The sequence below is a fragment of the Pseudomonas sp. TMW22080 genome (assembly GCF_022496745.1).
Lineage (GTDB): Bacteria > Pseudomonadota > Gammaproteobacteria > Pseudomonadales > Pseudomonadaceae > Aquipseudomonas > Aquipseudomonas bubulae.
In genome coordinates, this window is record NZ_SCFF01000001.1 from 870,339 (window position 1) to 892,540 (window position 22,202).

The 22,202-nt window shown below is 57.6% G+C and carries 18 protein-coding genes; 9 read left to right on the top strand and 9 right to left on the bottom strand.

Annotated features, from left to right (window positions below; all coding sequences use genetic code 11):
- Positions 1-6: 6 nt before the first annotated feature.
- Positions 7-1,161 carry an acyl-CoA dehydrogenase family protein gene (locus EQV96_RS03755; RefSeq protein ID WP_095018869.1) on the bottom strand — a complete coding sequence of 385 codons (1,155 nt, stop codon included), beginning with the start codon at positions 1,159-1,161 and terminating at the stop codon, positions 7-9.
- Between the two features lie 10 nt (positions 1,162-1,171).
- Positions 1,172-1,936: an enoyl-CoA hydratase family protein gene (locus tag EQV96_RS03760; RefSeq protein WP_095018868.1), complete on the bottom strand. Its 765-nt coding sequence runs from the start codon at positions 1,934-1,936 to the stop codon at positions 1,172-1,174.
- A gap of 604 nt (positions 1,937-2,540) precedes the next feature.
- Between EQV96_RS03760 and EQV96_RS03765 the strand changes: the two genes are divergently transcribed.
- The 8 genes from EQV96_RS03765 to EQV96_RS03800 all read left to right on the top strand — a co-directional run bounded on the left by EQV96_RS03765 (position 2,541) and on the right by EQV96_RS03800 (position 12,043).
- Positions 2,541-3,035, top strand: a complete 495-nt coding sequence (locus EQV96_RS03765; RefSeq protein WP_232527604.1) for a CS1 type fimbrial major subunit — start codon at positions 2,541-2,543, stop codon at positions 3,033-3,035.
- Between the two features lie 101 nt (positions 3,036-3,136).
- The gene (locus EQV96_RS03770) at positions 3,137-5,656 is read left to right on the top strand and encodes a CS1-pili formation C-terminal domain-containing protein (protein ID WP_095021349.1); all 2,520 of its coding nucleotides are present in this window, start codon (positions 3,137-3,139) and stop codon (positions 5,654-5,656) included.
- Positions 5,657-5,727: 71 nt separating this feature from the next.
- The gene (locus tag EQV96_RS03775) at positions 5,728-6,975 is read left to right on the top strand and encodes a hypothetical protein (protein WP_240055542.1); all 1,248 of its coding nucleotides are present in this window, start codon (positions 5,728-5,730) and stop codon (positions 6,973-6,975) included.
- A gap of 38 nt (positions 6,976-7,013) precedes the next feature.
- Complete coding sequence (locus EQV96_RS03780; RefSeq protein ID WP_095024488.1) at positions 7,014-7,754, top strand: pilus assembly protein; 741 nt, start codon at positions 7,014-7,016, stop codon at positions 7,752-7,754.
- Positions 7,754-8,257, top strand: a complete 504-nt coding sequence (locus tag EQV96_RS03785) for a CS1 type fimbrial major subunit (RefSeq protein WP_232527606.1) — start codon at positions 7,754-7,756, stop codon at positions 8,255-8,257. The genes EQV96_RS03780 and EQV96_RS03785 overlap by 1 nt, the downstream gene beginning before the upstream one ends.
- Before the next feature lie 19 nt (positions 8,258-8,276).
- Complete coding sequence (locus EQV96_RS03790) at positions 8,277-9,590, top strand: hypothetical protein (protein WP_240881376.1); 1,314 nt, start codon at positions 8,277-8,279, stop codon at positions 9,588-9,590.
- Between the two features lie 99 nt (positions 9,591-9,689).
- Positions 9,690-10,862: an acyl-CoA dehydrogenase family protein gene (locus EQV96_RS03795; protein WP_218722907.1), complete on the top strand. Its 1,173-nt coding sequence runs from the start codon at positions 9,690-9,692 to the stop codon at positions 10,860-10,862.
- Positions 10,859-12,043 carry an acyl-CoA dehydrogenase family protein gene (locus tag EQV96_RS03800; RefSeq protein ID WP_095018862.1) on the top strand — a complete coding sequence of 395 codons (1,185 nt, stop codon included), beginning with the start codon at positions 10,859-10,861 and terminating at the stop codon, positions 12,041-12,043. Before EQV96_RS03795 ends, EQV96_RS03800 begins: the two co-directional genes overlap by 4 nt.
- A gap of 72 nt (positions 12,044-12,115) precedes the next feature.
- Here EQV96_RS03800 and EQV96_RS03805 read toward each other — a convergent pair whose 3' ends face one another.
- The 4 genes from EQV96_RS03805 to EQV96_RS03820 all read right to left on the bottom strand — a co-directional run bounded on the left by EQV96_RS03805 (position 12,116) and on the right by EQV96_RS03820 (position 19,071).
- Positions 12,116-13,729, bottom strand: coding sequence for a DUF1302 family protein (locus tag EQV96_RS03805; protein WP_095021215.1), 1,614 nt, complete (start codon positions 13,727-13,729; stop codon positions 12,116-12,118).
- Between the two features lie 89 nt (positions 13,730-13,818).
- Positions 13,819-15,201, bottom strand: a complete 1,383-nt coding sequence (locus tag EQV96_RS03810) for a DUF1329 domain-containing protein (RefSeq protein ID WP_095002403.1) — start codon at positions 15,199-15,201, stop codon at positions 13,819-13,821.
- 139 nt (positions 15,202-15,340) lie between these two features.
- Entirely contained in the window at positions 15,341-17,719 is a 2,379-nt protein-coding gene (locus EQV96_RS03815) for an efflux RND transporter permease subunit (protein WP_240881377.1), read from the bottom strand.
- Positions 17,720-18,600: 881 nt separating this feature from the next.
- The gene (locus EQV96_RS03820) at positions 18,601-19,071 is read right to left on the bottom strand and encodes a hypothetical protein (RefSeq protein WP_240881378.1); all 471 of its coding nucleotides are present in this window, start codon (positions 19,069-19,071) and stop codon (positions 18,601-18,603) included.
- Positions 19,072-19,444: 373 nt separating this feature from the next.
- On the opposite strand from EQV96_RS03820, the gene EQV96_RS03825 reads away from it, so the two are divergent.
- Entirely contained in the window at positions 19,445-19,678 is a 234-nt protein-coding gene (locus EQV96_RS03825; RefSeq protein ID WP_095002400.1) for a hypothetical protein, read from the top strand.
- Between the two features lie 9 nt (positions 19,679-19,687).
- Here EQV96_RS03825 and EQV96_RS03830 read toward each other — a convergent pair whose 3' ends face one another.
- From EQV96_RS03830 to EQV96_RS03840, 3 genes are all read right to left on the bottom strand, one after another.
- On the bottom strand, positions 19,688-19,906 hold the full coding sequence (locus EQV96_RS03830) for a hypothetical protein (protein ID WP_095002399.1): 219 nt from the start codon (positions 19,904-19,906) through the stop codon (positions 19,688-19,690).
- Positions 19,907-20,037: 131 nt separating this feature from the next.
- Positions 20,038-21,372, bottom strand: a complete 1,335-nt coding sequence (locus tag EQV96_RS03835; protein ID WP_240881379.1) for a DUF2235 domain-containing protein — start codon at positions 21,370-21,372, stop codon at positions 20,038-20,040.
- Between the two features lie 196 nt (positions 21,373-21,568).
- A complete protein-coding gene (locus tag EQV96_RS03840) occupies positions 21,569-21,973 on the bottom strand; it encodes a TraR/DksA family transcriptional regulator (RefSeq protein WP_016780464.1) in 405 nt (134 codons plus the stop codon).
- Positions 21,974-22,202: the final 229 nt, after the last annotated feature.

Below are 22,202 nucleotides of genomic sequence, written 5' to 3' on the forward strand. Positions count from 1 at the left end.
CCGGCCTCACTTCGGCAGGCCGAGCATGCGCTCGGCGATAATGTTGCGCTGGATCTCGTTGGTGCCGGCGTAAATGGGCCCGGCCTGGGCGAACAAAAAGCCGTCCAGCCAGCTGTAGCCGCCCTCCGATTGACCGGTCAGCTCGCCACTGGCGCCGAGAATGCGCATGGCGGTTTCGTGCATGCGCAGATCCAGCTCCGACCAGAATATTTTGTTGGTGCTCGACTCGGCGCCAATCTGTGCCCCGCGGCTCAGGCGGCCCACGGTGTGGTACGCAGACAGGGCGTAAGCCTGGGCGTCCGACCAGGCCTTGCACACCGCCTCGCCAAGGCTCGGATCACGATCGGCGCTGGTGCGGTTGGCCTGGTACAGCTCCACCAATTTGCGCGCCGTGTATTGAAAACGGGCCGGGGAACGCAGCAGCAGACCTCGCTCGAAGCCGGCAGTGGCCATTGCCACATGCCAGCCCTGGCCTTCATCGCCAATACGGTTTTCCAGCGGGATGCGCACGTCATCAAAGAACACTTCGGCAAACGCATCCTTGCCGTTCAGGGCCTTGATCGGGCGTACGGTGACACCCGGTGCATTGAGCGGCACCATCACGAAGGACAGCCCGTGATGGCGGCTGGACGACGGATCGCTACGGAACAGGCCGAACAGCCAGTCGGCAAAAATCGCTCGTGTGGACCAGGTTTTCTGGCCGTTGAGCACGTAGCTGTCGCCATCGCGGGTGGCCTTGCTGGTGATAGCGGCCATGTCGGAACCTGCGTTCGGTTCGGACCAGCCCTGGGCCCACATGTCGGTACTGGCGGCCATGCGCGGCAGAAAACGCAGTTTTTGCGCCTCGGTGCCGAACTCCATCAGCGTCGGGCCGAGCAACAGCTGGCCGTTCTGATTGACCCGCATCGGCCCGCCGGCGCCGTAATATTCCTCTTCGAAAATCAGCCACTCGATCAGGTCGCAGCCGCGCCCGCCCAGCTCGGTGGGCCACATGACCATCGACAGACGGTTTTCGAATAATTTGGCTTCCCACTGGCGGTGTTGCTCGAAGCCCTCGCGGGTATCGTAGCTGGCCAGCGGCGTGGTCGGCAGGTTGTCCGCCAGCCATTGGCGCACCTCCTGGCGAAAGGCCTTTTGTTTGGGGGAGTAGGTCAGATCCATCGTCAGCTCCTCAGAAGTTGGCGTCGCGTTTTTCAACGAATGCGCGGCGGGTTTCGGCGGAGTCCGTGCTGTTGTAGGCCTGCAGCGTGAACCCCTGTTCCCAGCGGTATTTGTCTTCCAGGTTGCCGTCTTCGATACCGTTCAGGGCCTCCTTGGCGATGCGGATCATGTCCGGGCTTTTGCTGGCGATCTTGCGGGCAATTTGCAGCGCGGTTTCACGCAATTGCTCAAGGGGCACCACGCGCTCGATAAAGCCGTATTGCTGGGCGTCAACGGCACTGATCTTGTCGCCGGTCAAAAACAGATAACGGACTTTCTGCACCGGGAACAGACGCTGCAAATGCGCCCCGCCGCCCATGGCGCCGCGATCCACTTCGGGTAAGGCAAAACTGGCGCAATCGGAGGCAACGACAATATCGGCAGCGCCGGTAATACCGATCCCGCCACCCAGCACATAGCCATGCACGGCAACAATCACCGGCACCGGATTGCGGTGAATGGCCTTGAAGGTGGCGTAGTTGCCGGCATTGACGGTCACGATACGTTCGGGGTGGGCGTCCAGTTCCTTGATATCGACCCCGGCGCAGAAGCCACGGCCCTCGGAGCGGATCACGATGACTCGCACTTGCGGGTCTTGCCCCAATGCTTCGAGAGTACGTGCCAGATCGAGCCATTCCTGGCTGTCGAGGGCATTGACCGGTGGCCGGTCGATCACCAGTTCAGCGACGCCCGCGTCGATACTGGTCTGAAATGCGGTATGGGCTGCGCTGTTCACATGTGCTCCTGGATTGGCAAAAAAACCATGGGAGCAGTATGGGAAGGCGCGCGAGGCGGATCATCGTCCGTTGAGACTAAACATAAGACACAGAGCCACAGGCGCACGCCCTTATAGCCACAAGTAAATGACCGCGGCAGCGATCAATCATCATTAATTAATCACACCCTACGCCATAAGAACTAATGAACTTACGTTTCACTTGGATATTTCACTCAAACAACACAGCACTCTCTTATAAAAACAGATCAGCCGACCCAGCAGAAAATAACAAAGCTCAAACAATACAACTTGTTGCCATAGCCTGCACTTACAGGAGGAACTCATACAAGCAGGATTATTCACTCAACTATCAAAGAAAGAAAGCCGCAAGATCGCAAGACCAAAGCCACTTAAACGTTCGCACTTGGCTACTTTAACCATCCTGAAATTCTAATATTCTGATCCAGCTTGACCAGCCGGGGGTCGAAAGCCCATTCCAGCCTGATGACAAACGCCAGATATCTGGACGGAATTCAAACTTAATCATCCTCGGCCGATTGGAAAACACTCTGTTTCCACAAATGCATGTTCCTTTACACCTATTATACAACAGGTAAACAAAATGTTAATAAACAAAACCGCTCTGGTTGCTGCGGCCGTAATGGTGTTCGGTGTTTCCAGTGCATGGGCTGCCGACAGTACAAGTACCCAGATTAATATCAGCGCCACTGTTCCAAGCACTGCTTTCTATGCACAAGCCTCTAGCCCGACCTTCGGTCAGGCTGAAGTAATGGGCTATGACATCGGCCAAAACAAAATCAACAGCCTTCGTGAAAACTTCACCTACAAGAGCACAGGCGGTGCATTGCGCGCGTATATCGATGGCGGGCCACGGGCGCTGTTCAACGGTAACACCGCACACAACATCCCTCTGACCACCAAATTCAACGGTGTGACCCTTACGGCTGCAGCCCTGGAGGTGGCAACCGCCCCCGCCTCCGCCGCAGGCGGTACTGCAGAGCTGGAGGTATCTGCTGGCGCCATACCAACAGGTGCCTCTGGCAATTTCAGTACCGCATTTACCGTGATGTTCGACAGCACGCCACCCACCCCCTGATCTGCCAACACCGTTGATTCATCTGGCGATACCCGCGCCCGGCCGGTTTTCGACCGGGCGCCTCTTCTGGATTGACTGTCCGTTATTAGAGTATTGCGTTTATGTTCCCGATGACTCGCATCGCGGTGACGCTGGCCTTGTTGTTCCCTGCAGCATCAATGGCAGCCGCAGAAGTCAGTACACCCCGAAGTTTGCTTGCCCAGGCCAAAGGCTTGCCGGCTGACTTCGAAGAGCACCTTTTCGATGTACCGCTGGCCGTTCAGGTCGAGCGCAACTCGCAACTGGTGGGTGAAGCCATGGTCGTACTGACCCGCGATGATCGTCTGACCCTCCTTGAGTTCACCGACTTCAACGCCAGCCAGATTCCGGCCAGTGAGCGCGACACCTGGTCGGAGTTTCTCCAGCAAGGAGTGCAACTGGGAGCCTGCACTGGCAAATGCCCCGAACAGTTAATGGCGGTTCATTACAACCTGGAAAACTCCATGGTCTCGTTGCTGACCGCCAGGGCGGAACAGGATTATCAGAAGAGCCGCTATCACGAATTGCCCAGCGGCGGCAGCGGCGGTTTGATTGTGCGCAATCAGCTAAACCTCACCGCCGGCCAGCGAGAGCAAGTTGACGGTCGTTATGGCCTGGAGGCCAGCGGCAGCATCGGCCACTGGAGCCAAACGCTCAACCTGCAACTCACACGCATGGATGGTCCGGACCAAAGTCAGCTCAAACATGCTGTCTATGAAGCCCACACCCAGCGTGAACTGGAAGGTACATTTCTGCGCCTGGGCTATTTCACTCCAGGCTCCGAAGGTTTGACCCGGCAAATTCGCACTTTTGGCGCCAGCCCCGATACCACAGTGGGCATCATGTATGGCAGTTCCGACAGCCTGGTCATCGATCAAGCCAAACCCGGCGTATACCCGGTGTATGTCACCGCCAGTCGTCCGGCAACGGCACAAATCTACCGCAACGGCCTGTTGATCAATTCCCAGCTGGTTGCCGCCGGTTTGCAGAGCCTCGATACCCGCCCCTTGCCCAGCGGTATTTACGAAGTCGAGGTTCGCCTGGTCGAAGACGGCCGAGTTAGCAGCACGTCTTCGGAGCTGATCTATAAACCGTCCAACTGGCGCAACTACGACGACCCATGGCGCTATAACCTGTTCGCCGGACGCGAAAGCAAACTGCTGAGCAACTGGGACGACCAGGCCACCGGCGACATGACCGCCGGCGCCTCGCTCAATTACCTGCTGCACCCGCGCGCCATCCTGGGTCTGTCTGCGCGCCAGGTAAAAAACAGGATGCAATGGGGCACCGCCATTGACTGGACGCTGGCCAGCAATCTCACCTTTTATGCCAATCTTTACAAGACTCAAAGCTACGGCACCGGTGTCGACTTTAACGGCCAGTACCACTACGGCCTCGGCAATGTCGTGTTCAACCACAACCGCAGCTGGCTCGACACCCGTAACACCTACGAAACCCTGCCGGACGGCACGCGCCTGCGCACAAAGTCCAGCTATGTGGGCCAGACCAGCACTACCGCCCTGTCCCTGAACCATCGCTTCGGCCTGCAAAGCACCTTGAGTGCCCGCCTCTCCCACAGCAATGGCTATAGCCGCGGCTACGGCCTGGACGTGGGCTGGGCGCAACCCACGCACCTGTTTGGCAGCGACGGTAACTGGCGTTTGTCGGTCTTTGATCGACCCGGCAGCCTCAGTTCCGGCAACAAGCGCAATCGCGGGGTCGACCTGAGCATCAGCCTGGCCCTCGGCGGCCCGGGTGAACGCTGGTCAGCCAGCCTGGGGTCACGCACCGGCCGGGACGGTGAGCGTGACAACAATGCCTCCCTCAGTTACAGCAAAAATATCGAAGGCCACGTCCTGCAAAGCGTGGCTGCCACCGCAAGTACCGATACCTACGGAGTGGGCGTCAATGGCCGGGCCACCTTCCTGACCGACAGCCTCAGCGCCGATACCTTTGTGCAACGCTCGTCTTATAACGGCTACCTAAGCGGTGGCCTTAACCTGGACAGCACCATCGCCCTGAGCGGCTTGACCATGGCCATGAGCAGTGAGCCCTCCGGGCGCGGGGCCGGAATGATCGTCGACGTCGAGTCCGATATCGCCAACATTGCCTTGCGTGCCGATGACCTCAGCGGTGGCAGCACCATGCTGCGCCCCGGCCGCAACTATATTCCCCTCACCGCGTACGAGAGCAGCTCAGTCAGTTTCGACTTTCAGGGCAACCACGTGCCCGCCGCTGCGATCCAGCCACCTCGCGCCCGTTATCACCTGAACAAGGGCGGCGTGGGCTACCGCAAGATCAACGTGGTGAATACCGTCACCGTTCTTGGCCGCTTGATTGACGCGGACGGTAACCCGCTCAAGGGTTATCACATCATCAACACCACCAGCCGCGGCATCAGTGAAGTGGACGGTTTCTTCTCAATGGAGATGAACGCCGGCACTCCCACTCTGGAAGTGCGCAAGGACGAAGCATTACTCTGCCAATTCCGTATCGACATCACCAAAACCCTCAGGCAGAACAATGTGCTGGAAATCGGCGACCTGCGTTGCCATCCCGACACGTTGGCAGAATCGGCTAATAATGTTGAGGCAGCAGGATGAAGCGGAACAATCTAGCGGACTTCAACGTAAAGTGTTTATTGAGTCTGGTACAAAGCCGCAGGCTAAATCGGATGGCAAAAACCGCTGCCGGTATTGTATTGATTTTTGTTTGTGGCCTTGTTGCCCCGCCCAATACTCACGGGGTAGAGATAACAATAAATGCAGAGTTCAAACCTGACCCCGCCTTTCCCAACCGCAATGTATTTACGAATAAAACACCGAATACCGGTCAATATTGCTATTACAACCCTGCTGACTGCGCTTCCAAAGGCGTGTTCGGCATCGCCGCCCCCGTAGTTTTCAGGTCTGCGGTGCCTGTAGTAGCCAATCACACAGATCCGCGTCAAGGTGCGATGGTGACAATCCCGGGAGCATGGCGGACATTAACCGTCAGGCACAACCAGACTCTGGAAACAGAGGAAGTGAAGATCCGTATAACCGGTTTTGGTACAGTACTGAGCATTGACCCCGACACCGTACACACCCTGGTTCCTGGTGCGACAAGCTGGGGGGACGGGCATAACAAACTGTGGTCCGGAAGTAACTGGTCGATACCGCCGTCACCCTGCACCAGAAAATCGACGCCCCTCTACACCGGTGGAAATTTTTGGTTCTTTTGGGGAGCACCGGAGGCCGATGTAACCTGTGCCAAAAAGGCACTTTACAACATCCCAAAGTTGGCATACCACTCTTTGGACTTCGCCTACGAATTAAAGACACCTGATCCATTAGGCATGTCAGCAGGTGACTATTCCGGAAACTTGGCTTACACAATAGGGCCTTACCAGGATTTCGACATGGGTGATTTGTTGATCCCTAACAGCTCCGTGCTGAATCTCAATTTTAACCTGAACGTTCAGCACACCTTAAAAGTTGATATCCCCCCGGGCGGTAATAGGGTCGAGCTGGTTCCCAAAGGCGGCTGGTATCAATGGTTGCTCATAGCTCGAGTACCGGAAACACTTGCCAGCGACCAATCCTTTAGTGTTTCCGCCAGTTCACGTTTCAAGATGCTGTTGAGCTGCGAAAGAGTCATGGGCGACACCTGCGCACTCAGCAACAACGTGAGCCACAACGTGCCGATCAATATATTTGTCAGTCTGCCCGGCGGCATTACCGATTCAAACGGCGCTTCGATCACCCGTAAGCCCTTGCTTACAAGCGGCCAGGGTACTGAACTGTTCCAGCCCAGCCGATATGTGGATGGAAAAACCGGGGTACTGCACTTCGAAATCGAAAAGAAATACGTGAATGAAATGCTCGACCAGGCAGGCACCTATAAAGGAAATGTGACCGTCATCTGGGATTCGGAAGTTTAAGACTCCCGGGTAGTCAATAGAGAAAACAGGAACTTACCATGAAACTTGCAAGTGCCATACTCAGTCTATGGGGTATCTCATTGGGTGCCATCGCGGGCCCCAGTATCAACGTCGGAACCGTCTTTGACTATATGGATGGCGATAAAAGCACCTATTTGAAGCGGGTGTATAACGGCGGCGGCAGCACCGCCTTTGTTCGCGTTTCCATACTGGAGATAGTCTACAAAGCCGACGGCACTTCAGAAGAAGTACCGCTGAAAACCCAAGGCAATGCAGCCATGCGTGATGGCCTGATCGCCAGCCCGGCACGGCTGATAATCCCTGCCAGCGGCACCCAGGGCACCCGCCTGCTGTTCAAGGGGATACGAGACCAAGAGCGGTATTTTCGCGTGCGTTTTGTGCCGGTCGTGCCGGAAAAAGAAGATGAATTTGCCCTTTCCACCGAAGAAACCGACGTCTATAAAAAGACCCTGTCGGCCGGGATCAACGTGCTCGCAGGCTATGGCACCTTCTTTGTTGTACGCCCTGAAAACGCCGGTTTTGATACCCAGATAAACGACACCGCACAACAGTACTCAGTCAAAAACAACGGCAATACCATCATGCTGCTTGATGAATTCAAAGACTGCTCCGTCCAGAACCCGCTGGAGTGCGAGCCCGTTACCAAAAACCATATCTTGCCGGGTCGCCTGTTCAGCTTTACCAAAAAAGCTGGCCGTCATTATCGCTTTATCCTGATTGAGGGCAGTAACAATAAACCCATGGAGGTTAAAGGCTGATGCATCTATCTGCGTGCAAAATCTCATGCCTGACTGTCGCGGCAAGCCTGGCACTCTGGATGCAAGCGGGGTTTGCAGCGCGCGAAGAACACATCTTTGAAGTGAGTGTCACTATTCCGACCCCGGACTTCTATATATTGCCCGTGGAGTCGCAGTTTCTAGAGCGCACACAAATAATGAAGTGGAACCTTGCCCGCGGGTATCTGGAGCCCCTGCAGGCGTCATTCGATGTACGCAGTCGCAGTGGCGCCATTACCGCACGCCTGGGCCATGAATCAATGCTGTCCAACGGAAGGGATCTGATCAGCCTGCGGGTCAAGTTCAATGGCCACGAACTTGCGCTGACCGACACAGTGGTCGTGCCCGACAACGAAGCCAAAACGGGTTACAGGGTTCCCTTACGAATCGAGGCGATCAAGCCTGAAACAGGTTTTAAGCCAGGGGCATACTTTGGCAGTGTCCAAATCATGTTTGATGGGCCGACGCCTTCTGCAGCTCAATAAACAGCACTCAGGTAATAGCATGAAGAATAAACCCTCCAGGGCCTCTGTCATTGATTACAACCCCACTCCTTTGAATAACGTACCATTCTCAATATATCGGCAAACTTGTGTATTGGCCATTTTTGTATTGACACTTGGTTTTCTTCAGCCTGTGTATGCTGCGAACGTCAATGTGCGGGCCGAGTTCAAGCCCGACCCGGCACTTCCACACCAAAATACATTCACAAACAAAACACCCAGCAATAGCCACTACTGCAGCTACGTGCCTCAAACCTGTATCAATAAAGGCATTATCAGCATTTCCGCCCCTATTTCCTTTCGCAACTCCAGCCGGATAATTGCCAACAACCCAGACCCCAGGCAAGGCATGATGATTCGGGCAAACAGTGATTGGCGTACTCTGATCGTCACCCATGCTCAAACGCTGGAAACTGAAGAGTTACAGGTTCGTATCACCGGCATTGGAACATATACATCTATCGAACCACAGAACATCCATACCTTGGTACCCAATGCAAGCAGCTGGTCGGATGGTCTCAATAAATTATGGGTGGGAGGTTATATATGGCGGGGGGCTGGCACCTGCATTGGTGCGACGACATTCGTCGCTAACTGGTTCGGAATCCCGATCTACTGGACAACACCTGTTTCCGGAGCAACCTGTAGTAGAGCAGCACTGTACGACATCCCCAACTTCACTTATCGAACCCTGGACTTCTCTTATGAAATGAAGACGCCCAACCCACTCGGAATGTCATCGGGTGATTATAATGGTGAAATCAACTATACCGTGGGGCCTTACCAAGACATTGACATGGGAGACAATATGCTCCCCAGCGACAATATACTCACGATCAAATTCCTGCTTAATGTCCAGCACACCCTTAAAGTGGATATTCCACCCGGCGGCAATAAAGTAGAACTGACACCCAAGGGTAGTTGGCAAGAATGGATGCAAAATGGCCGCACGCCCGAGAAACTTTTTCGGGATCAGCCTTTCATGATTTCTGCCAGCTCACGTTTCAAGATGCAACTGGCCTGTGACCGGTTGGTAGGCGATACCTGCGCAATCAGCAATACCAGCAGCGGCCACGCAGTTCCAGTCGATGTACTGGTTAGCATGCCCAATGGCATCGGCAATGATGATGACTCCTCGGTCTCTCGAGAACCCCTGAGGGCTTCAACTGGACTGCTGTTCAAGTCCACGCACTATGTCGATAACAAGCCATCCACGCTGCATTTTGAAATACAAAGGCAGCATGTCCTGCAGATGTTGTCCGAGCAAGGCAAGTATTCCGGGAATATCACGGTAGTCTGGGACTCCGAAATCTGACTCGGGCTAATCAAACGGACTAGTCCGGCTCAGGGATTGCACCCGTGCTGCGCGCTTTCATGCTGGCGCCTTGATCCGTATTTTTACGACGAGGCCCATATGGAGCTTGCCCTGACAGACGAACAGCGAATGATTCAGGCATCCGCCGAACGTTTTTTGAACCAAGTGGCCAGCTCCGCTGCGGTGCGCACGGCCATGACCAGCGATCAGGGGTACGACACCGCTACCTGGGCGCGAATGGCCAGGGAGCTGTATTGGCCCGCACTGGCGATCCCCGAGGCCTATGGAGGTCTTGGCCTGGGCTTTGTCGAAGTCAGTCTGCTCCAGGAACAGCTCGGGCGCTGCCTGCTGCCCACACCATTCTTTGCAACCTGCTGCCTGGCCACCCCTGCCCTGCTGCTCAGTCGCAATGAAGCACTCAAGGAACGCTGGCTGCCGTTGATTGCCGCCGGTGAGATTCGCGCCAGCCTCGCCTACACCAGCGCGCCTCGCTGGGACGACAGCGCCGTGCAGGTGTATGCGCAGAGCCATGCGGGGGGTTATCGCCTCAATGGCGAGTATCACTATGTGATCGATGGCAGCGATTGCCAGCTGTTGATCATTGCCGCACGCACGCCGGGCAGCGTCGGCGAAGCCGGTATCCGCCTGTTTGCACTGCCTGCCGATACTCCCGGGATTGTTTGCCAGTGGCAACCGACACTGGATCAGACCCGCCGCCTGGCTACCATCACCCTGAACGATGTAGTCGTCCACGACGATCAGTTGCTCAGCGAACCCGGGCAAGGCTGGCCGATGCTGCGCGATGTGCTGCATATAGCCTGTGTTGGCCTGGCGGCCGAGCAGACCGGTGGCGCACAGCAGTCGCTGGACATCACTCTGGCCTATATCAGCGGCCGCGAACAATTTGGTCGCACTATCGCCAGTTTCCAGGCCATCAAGCACCGCTGTGCCGATTTGATGCTGGCCATCGAATGCGCGCGCTCGGCCAGTTACTACGCTGCCTGCATTGCCGCCGAGTGCCTGAATATCGATGGTGATCCGGGTATCCGTGAGCAACTTGGGGAAGCCGCGGCCACTGCGAAAATTTTTGCCAGCGAAGGCTTTTTCCAGTGTGCCGCCGAGTCCATCCAGTTGCACGGTGGCGTGGGTTTTACCTGGGAATACGACCCGCATCTGTATTTCAAGCGAGCCCGGGCCAGTGAGCAGATGCTCGGCACCCCGGCGTTTCATCGCGAGCAATTGGCCCGGCAGATTTTCGGAGAGTGCACATGAATATCGGTTTTAGCGCAGCAGATGAGCAGTTTCGCCAACAGGTTGCGCAGTGGATGCAGCAGCACCTGAGCGGTGACTTTGCAGCTTTGCGCTTTCGCGGTGGCCCGGGGGATGAGGACTTTGCTCCCGGGTTGCGCAAGCGCTGGGAACAGGTCTTGGCCCAAGGCCACTGGGTGGGTGCTGGCTGGGCCACCGAGCATGGCGGCCGTGGCTTGAGCATCAGCCAGCAAGTGATCTTTTTCGAAGAGTACGCAAGGGCGGGTGGCCCGGGACGTATGGGCCATATCGGCGAAGGGCTGGTAGGGCCGACGATTGCGGCCTTTGGCAGCCAGGAACAGCAGCAACGTTTTTTGCCGCCGATACTGGCGGGCCAGCACTTTTGGTGTCAGGGCTACTCCGAACCGGGTGCCGGGTCGGACCTGGCCAATATAAAGACCCGCGCCAGTTTCGATGAAGACCGCGGGCAATGGTTGATCAGCGGGCAAAAGGTCTGGACCTCACTGGCTCATGAATCGGACTGGTGCTTTGTGCTGGCACGTACCGAGCCGGGAAGTGTTGGCCATCGCGGCCTGTCGTTCTTGCTGGTGGAGATGGACCAGCCGGGTATACGGGTACAGCCGATCCGGCAATTGACCGGTACCAGTGAATTCAACGAGGTTTTTTTTGATCAGGCGCGGGCTTCGGCAGACAACCTGATCGGCCAACCGGGTGATGGCTGGAAAATCGCCATGGCGCTGCTGGGGTTTGAACGCGGGGTATCGACCCTGGGCCAGCAAATGCAGTTTCAGAATGAGTTGGACGAAGTGGTGCGTATTGCCAAGGCCAATGGTGCGGCGCAAGACCCGGTGCTGCGCCAGCGCATCGCACAGGCCTGGAGCGGCTTGCGGGTGTTGCGCTACAACTCGTTGCGCATGTTGTCCGGGGTACAGGATGGCAGCCTGCGGCCTGAAGCGACGATCTACAAACTGGCCTGGTCGACCTGGCATGTGGCCCTGGGCAAGCTGGCGATGGATGTACTGGGGCCAGAGGCCGAGTTGCTGGCCGGGGCGCCTTATGAGCTGACACGGTTGCAGGCGCTGTTTCTGTTTACCCGTGCGGATACCCTTTATGGCGGCAGTAATGAGATTCAGCGCAATATCATTGCCGAACGAGCGCTGGGGATGCCGCGGGAGGCCCGGTAGACGGGCTGAGAATCACAAGCCCTCTCATCCCGCCCCTCTCCCTCCGGGAGAGGGTTGCCGTGAGGGCCCGGGTCAAAAGGTGTACTTGCCATTGAACGACAGGTAATCCCGATCCGCCATTGTCCGTCCCTGGGCAATATCGGCCGAGCTCAAATACGCCACATAAGTCAGCCCCAGCTGAAAGTTGCCCAGGTACTTGAAATCACCACCCACTGTCAGACGCTTTTCAGCACGGCCCAACCCCGAATAGGCACTGCCGTCAATGTTCTGGGTCCAGGTGGCCTTGGTGGTCAAGTCCCAGCCGTTGAATACGCTGGGGTGATCGAAATAGGCGCCGATCCCCAACAGGCTTGAACCCCGTGTTTGACCGTCATACACATATTTATTGAAAGTCCCGTCCGTGCCCGCCCCGCCACCGCTAATGGTCAGGTCATCCACGCCCTGGATGCGCTGGTGCACCACCTCGGTCATCAGGGTGGTCTGCTGCGCCATAAACGTCGGCCCGATCATGTACACGGCATTCAGGTTTCCCTGCCACACCTGCCCCCGCGCCGGCGCACCGTTGCTCAGGTACACCGCCGCGCCGTCGCGATAGCTCAGGTCACCGGCGAACTGCACCGAATCACCGGCTTTGGTGGTGAAACTGATGCCGGTGAGCTTGATGTTGTCAAAGTAACCCAGCTGGTAACTCGGGCCATTGCCGTTGCCACCCACTTTGTTCAGGGACGAGTAATGGGTCTGCCCGGTAAAGTCGAAGAACAGTGCCGGGACGCGGTCGTGATAACGGTAATGAAACAGGCCGACCTCGGTGTTTTGCGTCACCCGGTATCGGGTGCCCAGGCCCCACTCGCCGCTGTCGCCCGGTTTGACCGAGCCGGCGTAGCCGACTGCGGCCCCGTTGGGCAGGTGGTCGACGATGCCCGGGGCGAGCCGGAAAAACTCGGCCCCCGGGCCAAAGGTATCGCTGCCAAAGTAGTCGCCCACGGGGTTGAGCTGGGTTTCTTCCCACTTGTACTGGTAGAACCCGAGCAGGGTCAGGTCTTCGTTCACCGACCACGCGCCCGATATCTGCCCCACCGGCAAGTAGGCATCCTTGGCTTCGGTGCCGGGCACGTTGAACTTGGTCGAATCCACCGGTGCCTGGCCCTGGCTGATGTTGGGCCAGAACAGGCTCTCGCCCCAGGCCACCAGATGCCGCCCGGCCTTTAGTGACAGGTACTGGTCATCATTGACGGTAAAGTCGCCATACACATAAGCATCCAGCAGCCGCGCCTTGCTGCCGCTGAGTTTGCGCGTGTCCTGGCTGAAGTCGTTGTAGCGTCCGGTCTTGTTCACCGTGTCCGGTGAGTCGTTGTCGTTGCGCTGGTGGTAGACCTCGTCATAGAAATGACTGCCGCGCACCACGGCGCCGAGGTTGTCGTGCTTGAGCATCAACTCGCCAAATACGCTGACCCGGTTGTTGATCAGCGAGCCGCGCTTGAAGTTGCGCGTGGCATCATCGTAGTTGATGTTGTTCAGGTATTCGTGATCCGGTTTTGCGGTACGCATCGAGGCCGTGTAGTTGACGGTCAGGGAAGAGTCGAGGGTGGTGTTTTCGCCCAGCTCGAGGGTAGGTGCCGCCAGGGCCAGACCGCTCAGCCCCGACAATAAACCGGTCCCGACAACACGCGTGTATTGCTTGAACATGCCTTGCTCCTTGTTATTGTTGTTTTGCTCCGCCCGGCCACCTGCGCACAGGCAGGGCCCGTGGCAGACAGCAGGATGGCGTCAGGGCGTTACTTGCCGGCCCGACGTGCCGCTTCGGGGCCAAAATCGCCAGCAGCAAAACCGCCTTTGTTCAGCACATAGCCGTTGCGTTGTTCGTTGATCAGGTTGAAGGCCAGATAACTGCCAGCGTTCAGGTCGTGATACAGGCCAACACCGGCCTGCCAGGTTTGCGTTTCCGGGGCATAGAAGTAATTGACCATCGAGGTGCGCCACAACTCGCCGCGGTTGTCGTAGTTGTCACCCATGATCGGGAACCAGCTGTCTTCGTCGATATACAGCGTGCGCTTGCCGTACAGATGGCGGTTACCCGGCTTGAGCACACCTTCGAGCACCCACACGCGATGCAGTTCGTAACGCATGTTGTCGGGGTTGATATGACCGGGAGTGAGCATGCTCGCGTACTTCAGGTCACCGGCGTGCAGGCGCGCAGTGTTGTAAGGGATATACAGCTCTTTTTTACCGACGATGTTCCAGTTATAGCGCTGGGCCGAGCCGTTGAAGATGCGTACTTCGTCGACGGTGATCGAACCGCCGGAGCCCGGAAAGGCCATGTCAAAACCGTAACCCGGCGACTGCCGCACACGCCGCGTACCCGGATCGTAGCGCCAGCTCTGGCGCGGCTCGGTCTTGTCGTTCCAGTACTCGGTACCGGTGTTGATTTCACCCTTGTCGCGCTGTGGCAGCAGGGTTTCGTTAAGGTAGAAAGACGAATTGCCCACCGTGTCGCCAATCTTGCCCGGCTCCAGCCCCGGCGCCATGTTGCGCGAGTGCACGCGGCCCCAGTTGATATTGCCATCCTTGAGCACATAGGCGTTGTCCGAAGTGTATTCCTCGGTCCAGGCACGCACGGTAAACAGCGAGGCATTTTTCAGCAGTTCAATACCGTTTTGCGGTATCGGGAATGCTACCCCGCCAGTGCGGGCAACCACGCCTTCGCCGTCGTCGACCAGTTTGGCGACCGAGGCATTTTCCAGGGTGGCCTTGCACACCGTGTCAGAAAAACGAAAGTCACGGTGCGAAGGGTAAACCGGCATGCGGAATGTTTGCGGATAGAGTTTGAACAGGGCCTTTTGCCCCTCGGACAAGTGCCCGTCGTACTGACTGAGGTTTTGCGCGGTGATCACAAACAGCGGCTTTTCGTTGGGGTAAGGGTCTACGGGATGCTTGCCCGTGCCCTCGAACTTCATCCCCGGTGCCGCGCCCAGCCATTGGCCGCCAAAAGCAGGGATGGTGCCTGCGGCGTTGCCCGCCTTTTCGGCGCCGACGCAGGTCAGGTCCTTGCCCAGCCGGGTGATCTGGTCGGCAGGGGCCTGGGCCAGCGCCAGAGCACTGTAACCCTGCAATGCCAGGGCAACTGACAGCCAGCCGCCCATATGGGTGATGCGTCCCATGGAGTTCTCCTTTTTATTGGTCATGCACATTTACTGGTGGGAGCGGGCGTGCCCGCGATTGGATCGACGTGGTCTGGCTGATACATCGCGGCGCCTGAATCGCGAGCAAGCCCGCTCCCACCTGAAACCTGGCGCCCACTCACGCTCTGGCTGATTGCGCAATCGTGAGCATCGCGGGTTCCACCAGCGGCTTGCCCAGGTTGAACCACGCAGCCAGTGCCGGCAGCAGGAAGATCGCCCCCAGCACGTTGACCATAAACATGAAGGCCAACAGCACACCCATGTCGGCCTGGAACTTGAGGGGCGCAAATACCCAGGTGCACACCCCCAGCGACATGGTCAGCGCGGTAAACACCGCCGCCGTGCCGCGCTGGCACATGGCGCGGTAGAAGGCTTCGCGCAGGTCATGCCCCGCGGCCATCTCATGCTCGATGCGCTCGTACAGATAGATGCCGTAGTCCACCCCTACCCCCACACCCAGCGCCATTACCGGCAAGGTCGCGACCTTGAGGCCAATACCCAGCAGGGCCATCAGTGCATTGCACAGCACCGCGACAATCGCCAAGGGCACCAGAATGCACAGCACTGCGCGCACCGAGCGAAAGGTCAGCAGGCAGAACAGCGCCACCGACACAAACAACGCCGCCAGCATCACCACTTCGGCCTGCTTGACCGCTTCATTGGACGCCGCCATCACGCCGATATTGCCCCCCGCCAGCTTGAACTCCACCCCCGGCACGGCAATCGCAGCGATAATGCGCCTGGCCTCATCCAGCACATGGGCCACGGTGGCGCCTTCGTGGTCGGTCAGGAACACCAGGATCTGCATTTTCTGGCAGCCGTCCGTCACCAGCCCCGAGTCCGGTGAATAGGCGTAGGCGCCCTGTTGCAAACCCTGGGCGGAACCGGGGATGGCCGCCCAGCGCGGGTTGCCTTCGTTGTTGCCGGCAATCACCTGCTTGCTCATCCCCGCTACGCTCTGCACCGATTGCACACCGCGGACTTCACGCATCTTGAAGTCGAATGTTTCCACCGCTCGCATGACGGCCGGGTCCAGGCAGGCTTCACTGCGATCGCGAATGGTCAGAAACACCGAAAGCACATCCAGGCCGATGGCGTAACTGCTGATGATTTTCTGGTTGTCCTGGTTGTAGCGCGAGTCGGCCCGCAGCTCCGGCGCGCCGGTGCCGATATCACCAGTGGCCAGTTCGCGGGCCTTGAACGCGCCTGCCGCCAGCAGCAGCAGGCTCAGGGCAAACACCCAGAGTGCCGGTACCGGTGTGGCCAGCGCCGACAATCGCCACCACAGGGGGTGACGCGAGCTGGCAATGCGCGCCCTGGCCGTCATCAGGTGCGGCTCGAGTTGCAGATGGGCGATGAGCAGCGGCAGAACGATTTTGTTGGTGATGATCATCAGCATCACACCGATACAGGCCGTGACGCCCAGCTCGTGGACGATGGGGATATCGATCAGCATGATCACCCCGAAGCCCAGGGCGTTCATCAGCAGCGCCAGCGCGCCGGGGATAAAAATCTTGCTGAACGCCACCTTGGCCGCACTCACTGAATCACTTCCGGCCAGTACTTCCTGCTTCCAGGCGTTGGTCATTTGCACGGCATGGGACACACCGATGGAGAAGATCAGGAACGGCACCAGAATCGACATCGGGTCGATACCCAGGCCCAGCAACGGCAGCAGGCCAAGCAACCAGATCACCGGCAGCAAGGCGACAAACAGCGCCACCAGGGTCAGGCGTAACGAGCGTGAATACAACCACAGCAGCGCAGCGGTGATCAGAAATGCGATGGCAAAAAAGCCCATCACCGTGTTCAGCCCTTCGACCACGTCGCCGACCAGTTTGGCAAAGCCCACGATATTGATTTCGATATCGTCGCTGGCGTATTTGGCGCGGATGTCTTCCAGGCCACGGGCAATTTGTATGTAGCTTACGGGCTGGCCGGTCTTCGGATCGATGTCCTGCAGGTCAGCGCGCACCAGCGCGGATTTGAGGTCATTGGCCAGCAGCCGGCCGATCTGCCCGGAGCGCGCGGCATTACTGCGTACCTGTTGCAAATCTGCGGGGGTGGCGGCGTATTGCGGCGGCACCACCAGATCACCGACATAGCCGTCTTCAGTGATTTCGATATAGCGCACGTTGGGGGTAAACAGCGAGGTGACGCTGGGGCGGCTGACCCCGGAGAGATAAAACACGTCATCGGTGACGTTTTGCAGGGTCTGGAGGAACTCGGGGTTATAGATATCCCCCTCGCCTTTCCAGTGCACGCTGACCAGCAGGCGATTGGCGCCGGTAAAGATACGGCTGAAGTCCAGGAAGTTGATCATGTAGGCATGGCGCACCGGTATCTGCTTGTTGAAACCGGGGTCCAGGCGAACCTGGGTGGCGCTGTAGCCCAAGGCCAGGGTGAGCAACAGAAAAAAGCCGAGCAAGGCTTTGCGCCGGGCCATCAACTGCTCGGCGCAGCGTTGCACAGCCGATGACAAGACAAAAGCGCCCATGCTCGCGGTCCCTCGCACACTGGTTGAAAGTGATCGCGATAATCAGACGGGGCCGGGCCTTGAACATCGTCCGTAAGGGTTAGGCTGTTTGAGGGATGGGGCAACTGCCCCTGTAGCTGCCGAGGAACGAAGGCTGCTGCAGGAACACTGCAACTGTGGGAGCGAGCCTGCTCGCGAAGGTCGTTCGCGAGCAGGCTCGCTCCCACAATAGGGCTTGACCTGCAACAGAGTATCTACAGAGATTGCGCAGTACACGCGAACCGAACAGGCCGGCCGGTCGGCCGCCTCGGGGCGCAGTGTTTTTGATCTGCCAGCCCTCCCGGGAGGCCGAGAGGAGGTGCTGAGGAGTGGGTCGACCGGCATGGATGCCGGGAGAGCCGCGACGGGGCCATGGATGGCCCGTGGCGGCGTGCCCACGGAGCAGGACCGGAGCGAGGGAACCTGAGCGCAGCGAAGGCCGTACGATGGGGCGAGGACCTTTTGGTTCCTTTTGGGTCCTTCCAAAAGGGACTCGACGTAAGGTCGAAACCATAGTCTCAGTTAGACACAAATGCCGGATATGTACTCAACGTATCAGTTAAACAAACAAGATCAAGCAGGCCTCAACCGTCACGCAGCAATTGACAAACCTGTACGAAAAATCCCGAAAAACGTGAGCTGGCAGTCTCTGGAGAGACTCTGTTGCAGGCTCGCTCCCACAGTTGCAGTGATTCTGTAGCTGCTGGCGTAGGAACGAGGCTGCGTTGTGCTGCGCAGCAGCCCCAAAACAGGCACTGCGGTCTGCCAGTCAAACCCGGCTCACCGGGTTTACGACGGCTTCGCCGCCGGACGTAGCCTCGTTCTACTCGTCAACTGCAACAGGTGTTTTGCTCAGGTTTCGGTCACTCTTTGCTGGCCTTGAACGCCAGCTCGCCCTTGGGCCATTTGGCCGCTTTGGCGGTCACTGCCTTGAGGGTCTTGCTCAGGCCTTCCTTGAGCTGCTCCTGGGCTGCGAAGATCAGCATCACGGTCTGACCTTCCTTGAACACGATACCTTCGCCCAGAGGCGAGCTGACATAGGCGTAGTCACCGATGCCGTAGATCGTCATTTTGATATCGCGAAATTTGATTTCGAACTTGCCACCTTCGCGGCTGGGCAAGAGTGCTGCGCGAAAATGATCACCGACCTTGAGCCCCAGACCCGGCTTGTCATCTACCACCAGCGCTGATTCAGTATCGATTTCAGCGATGTAAATACCTTCAGCGTTCTGCTCGGTAACGTACACAAAGCGGGACTGGAACAGTTTGACCAAACGTGCCCGCAAATCACCCAGAACAAACAACGCATGCATTTCCAGATTGCTGACTGCCAACGAAAAACCCTCGAAAACGTGAAGTGGCGCTACCAGAACAAATAACAGGCAGCAGAAAAAAGGCCTCAGCCCACTTATTAAAAAACCGGGTACAGCAAAATCTCCTGGCTGATGGGGCAAGGAGTGGCATGTGACATCAAGACTAAAAATACGACAGGACCACCATTCTACCGGCTCATGCCCGAAGTTGGGTATACACATCCACTTCTCAGTCAGGGAATCCGTAAATTTTTCTTGATTGAGGCCCGGTTCTACAGGGCTTTCGTCGTTAACTGCGCCGCTGGCTGTCAACAACTGCCATACTGGCCGAAAAATCAGCCTGGCCCATGCCGCCGGGTTGTCCGGCTTCATTACCTCGAAGGGAAAGCGACACGTGACGGAATTTGATATTGGCGAATTTTTTATCCGCGGCGAGTCCAAAGAAGTCGATGGTGAGTTTCAGGCCGTGATCGTGATGCGCGCCAAGCCACCGTTGAAAACCGTGACTTACCATCAGGTCGAGAAAGACCGCTGGTTCAAGACCGCCGAGCAGGCTGAAATTGCCGCCAGGGGTTCGGCGCAGGAATTGAAGCTCGCAGTGGACGCAGGCGCCCTGAACGCATCTTGACGTAACCCGTCAAGCACGCTGAGCCCGAGCCTGCATTGCGCACGCGCTAGCGCTCAGCTGCGCCAGCCAGGCAGCGCGACACTCTTCAGCTTCCATGCGGCTGGAGAACGCCGTCCCGCGTTGCTCGCCGTTGACCAGCACAACCCAGCAGGCCTTTTGCCCCGTGGCCCGCAACCCCTTGGGGACACCCGAGCCGATCATCACGGCAACATCTACCCGATTGGACATGGTGGATACTCCAACTATTTAGTTAGTCACCTAACGATGTCGGCCATCTTAAAGAGTTAAGGACGCTGGAAAAAGCTATGCCCTGCATAGCTGCATTGCATCAGCGGTAACAATATCCCCTGCATGCGGGCTCAAACCGGCGGTTTTTGCTCGAAAACATTGCGCCCGCCCTCTTGGGCAATATTGAAAAACGCCTTGTCGAGTACCCCTAGCCCCTGGCCCACATTGGCATTGAAATTGGCCGATTGATGAACGTAGCGCTGACGCAACAAGCGCTCCTGGGCAGGGGTGAGCTTGATTGTACTTTTCAGTACCTGCGCTTCGAGCCTTGCAGCGATGGGCAACAGTTCATCAGGCAAGGCATCCTGGGCACTGTTCAAGGCGGCAAAGGGCACACCCTGTTTGCATGCCAGCGAATGCATGATGCGCAGATACACACGGGAAAGATGACCCAGCACCCGGCGCTGCATAAAGACGGCGGCCTGGACGCGCTTCATCGGGTCCTGGCGGCTGCCGGCCTTCTGCTCTTCGGTGCGCACTTGCACGAAGTCCTGCTCAGCGAGCGGATCAATCAAATCCCTTGCTTGCCAGTCCAGCAACTGCGCCTGGGCCAGCTTCCAGGCACTGGTCAGCCTGATGGGTGTGGACGGGCTGACCAGATTGCTTTGCCAGCGCGTCAACTGCACCTGCTCTTGCATCTCGACCGGATAACCGCCGCCAAGATCGGCATGGACTCCGGGCAGGGATATATCCAGCGGCCATTGCGGGGCAATGCGGGTCAGGGAAAAATTGCGTCGGTATTCATCCCGCGCACAAAGTTGCACCACCTGTTGCGCGCAGTCAGGCCCCAGATACAGATTGAGCCCCGGATTGATGTCATCCCCCACATCACCCAGGTCCTCCAGCCCGCCCATGGCTGCAACAGTATCGAAGAGCCCGATAAACTCGATGCTGCACTTGAAGTCAGAAGCCAGCGCAAACTGCTGCGTGAAGGCCGTGGCATGCACCTTGTTGGCAAAGTGGCGGGCTGCGGCAGCGCCGCGGCTGAAGCCAAAAAGGTCAAGTTGCAGACGGCTCAGGGTATTGGCGGGAGCCAGCCGTAGAAATTGCGCCAGACATTGGCTCAGTTGCTCCAGGGCCTCATCGGCCTTGCCCAGCACCCCGGTGCGCCCACGGCCATAGGTCAGGCCCGGGAAGGAGGTATCAACTGCCCCTGTGGTTGTGCCAATACCGCCGACGTAGAGCGAAGTCAGCGCCTGTGAATCCTTGAACGTCGTTTGCACAGGGTAGTGCCGGTGCAGGCGGGCGATATTGGTGGGTTCACCGGCATAACTGCTGACGGGTTCGACCTTGAGGCCCCGGGCCTGGCGCTCGCGGCCCGAGAGGATATTGAACTGGTTATTGGCCGTGCCATCAAAAAAAATACCGACACGCAATACATACCCCGTATTGCTTGAGTGACTCATGACACTGGCCCTCGTTCTTTTCAGCTTCGCGTGGAAACGCCGTGCCAAATATAAAGGGGCATGACCAAAACACTCAGCTCAACGTCAGGTTTAAATTTTTACGGGGAATTACAACAGAGGCCAGGGCGACAGCGCGGACGGCTGCGCAGCCCAAGCTACCGGAACCGCAGGACACGGCTCCGGCAAGGTCAAGCCTTCAGGCTTGACGCTGATGCTTGTCGATTTGCTCGTGACGCTCTTGAGCTTCGATGCAGTACTTGGTGGTAGGGCTGATCAGCAGGCGCTTGAGGCCAATTGCATCGCCACTGTCATCACACCAGCCGAAGCTGTCATCCTTGATACGTTCCAGCGCCTGTTCGAGCTGGGGCAGCATGCGCTGATCACGGTCGATGGCGTTCACCAGCCAGGTGCGCTCTTCTTCAACCGAAGCAGCGTCGGCCGGGTCAGCCGGAGTGTCCAGGCTCTCGATCGCGATGCGGTTCTGCTCGATACGCTCGTGGGTTTCGACCTTCATGTTTTGCAGCAACTCGCTGAAAAAAGCATGTTGCTCGGCATTCATGTAGTCATCCGCCGGCATGGCCAGCAACTTATCCTTTGTCATTGATTTCTCTATAAAAAATACGTGCATTAAGGCGAATTAGGGAGCGTTCTGACCGATCTTCATCCCAACCAGTTAGGTGCCATCTATTTCAAGCGCCACCCGGCACTCAATTTACGAGGGCCGGCAGTCTAAGGCCGAGTTATCGACTCAGCAACTGAAAACACACCTATTTGTCCAGCAAAACCTGGAAAGTGACGAAAAACGTGCTCAGCGGGGCTAATGGAGTGCG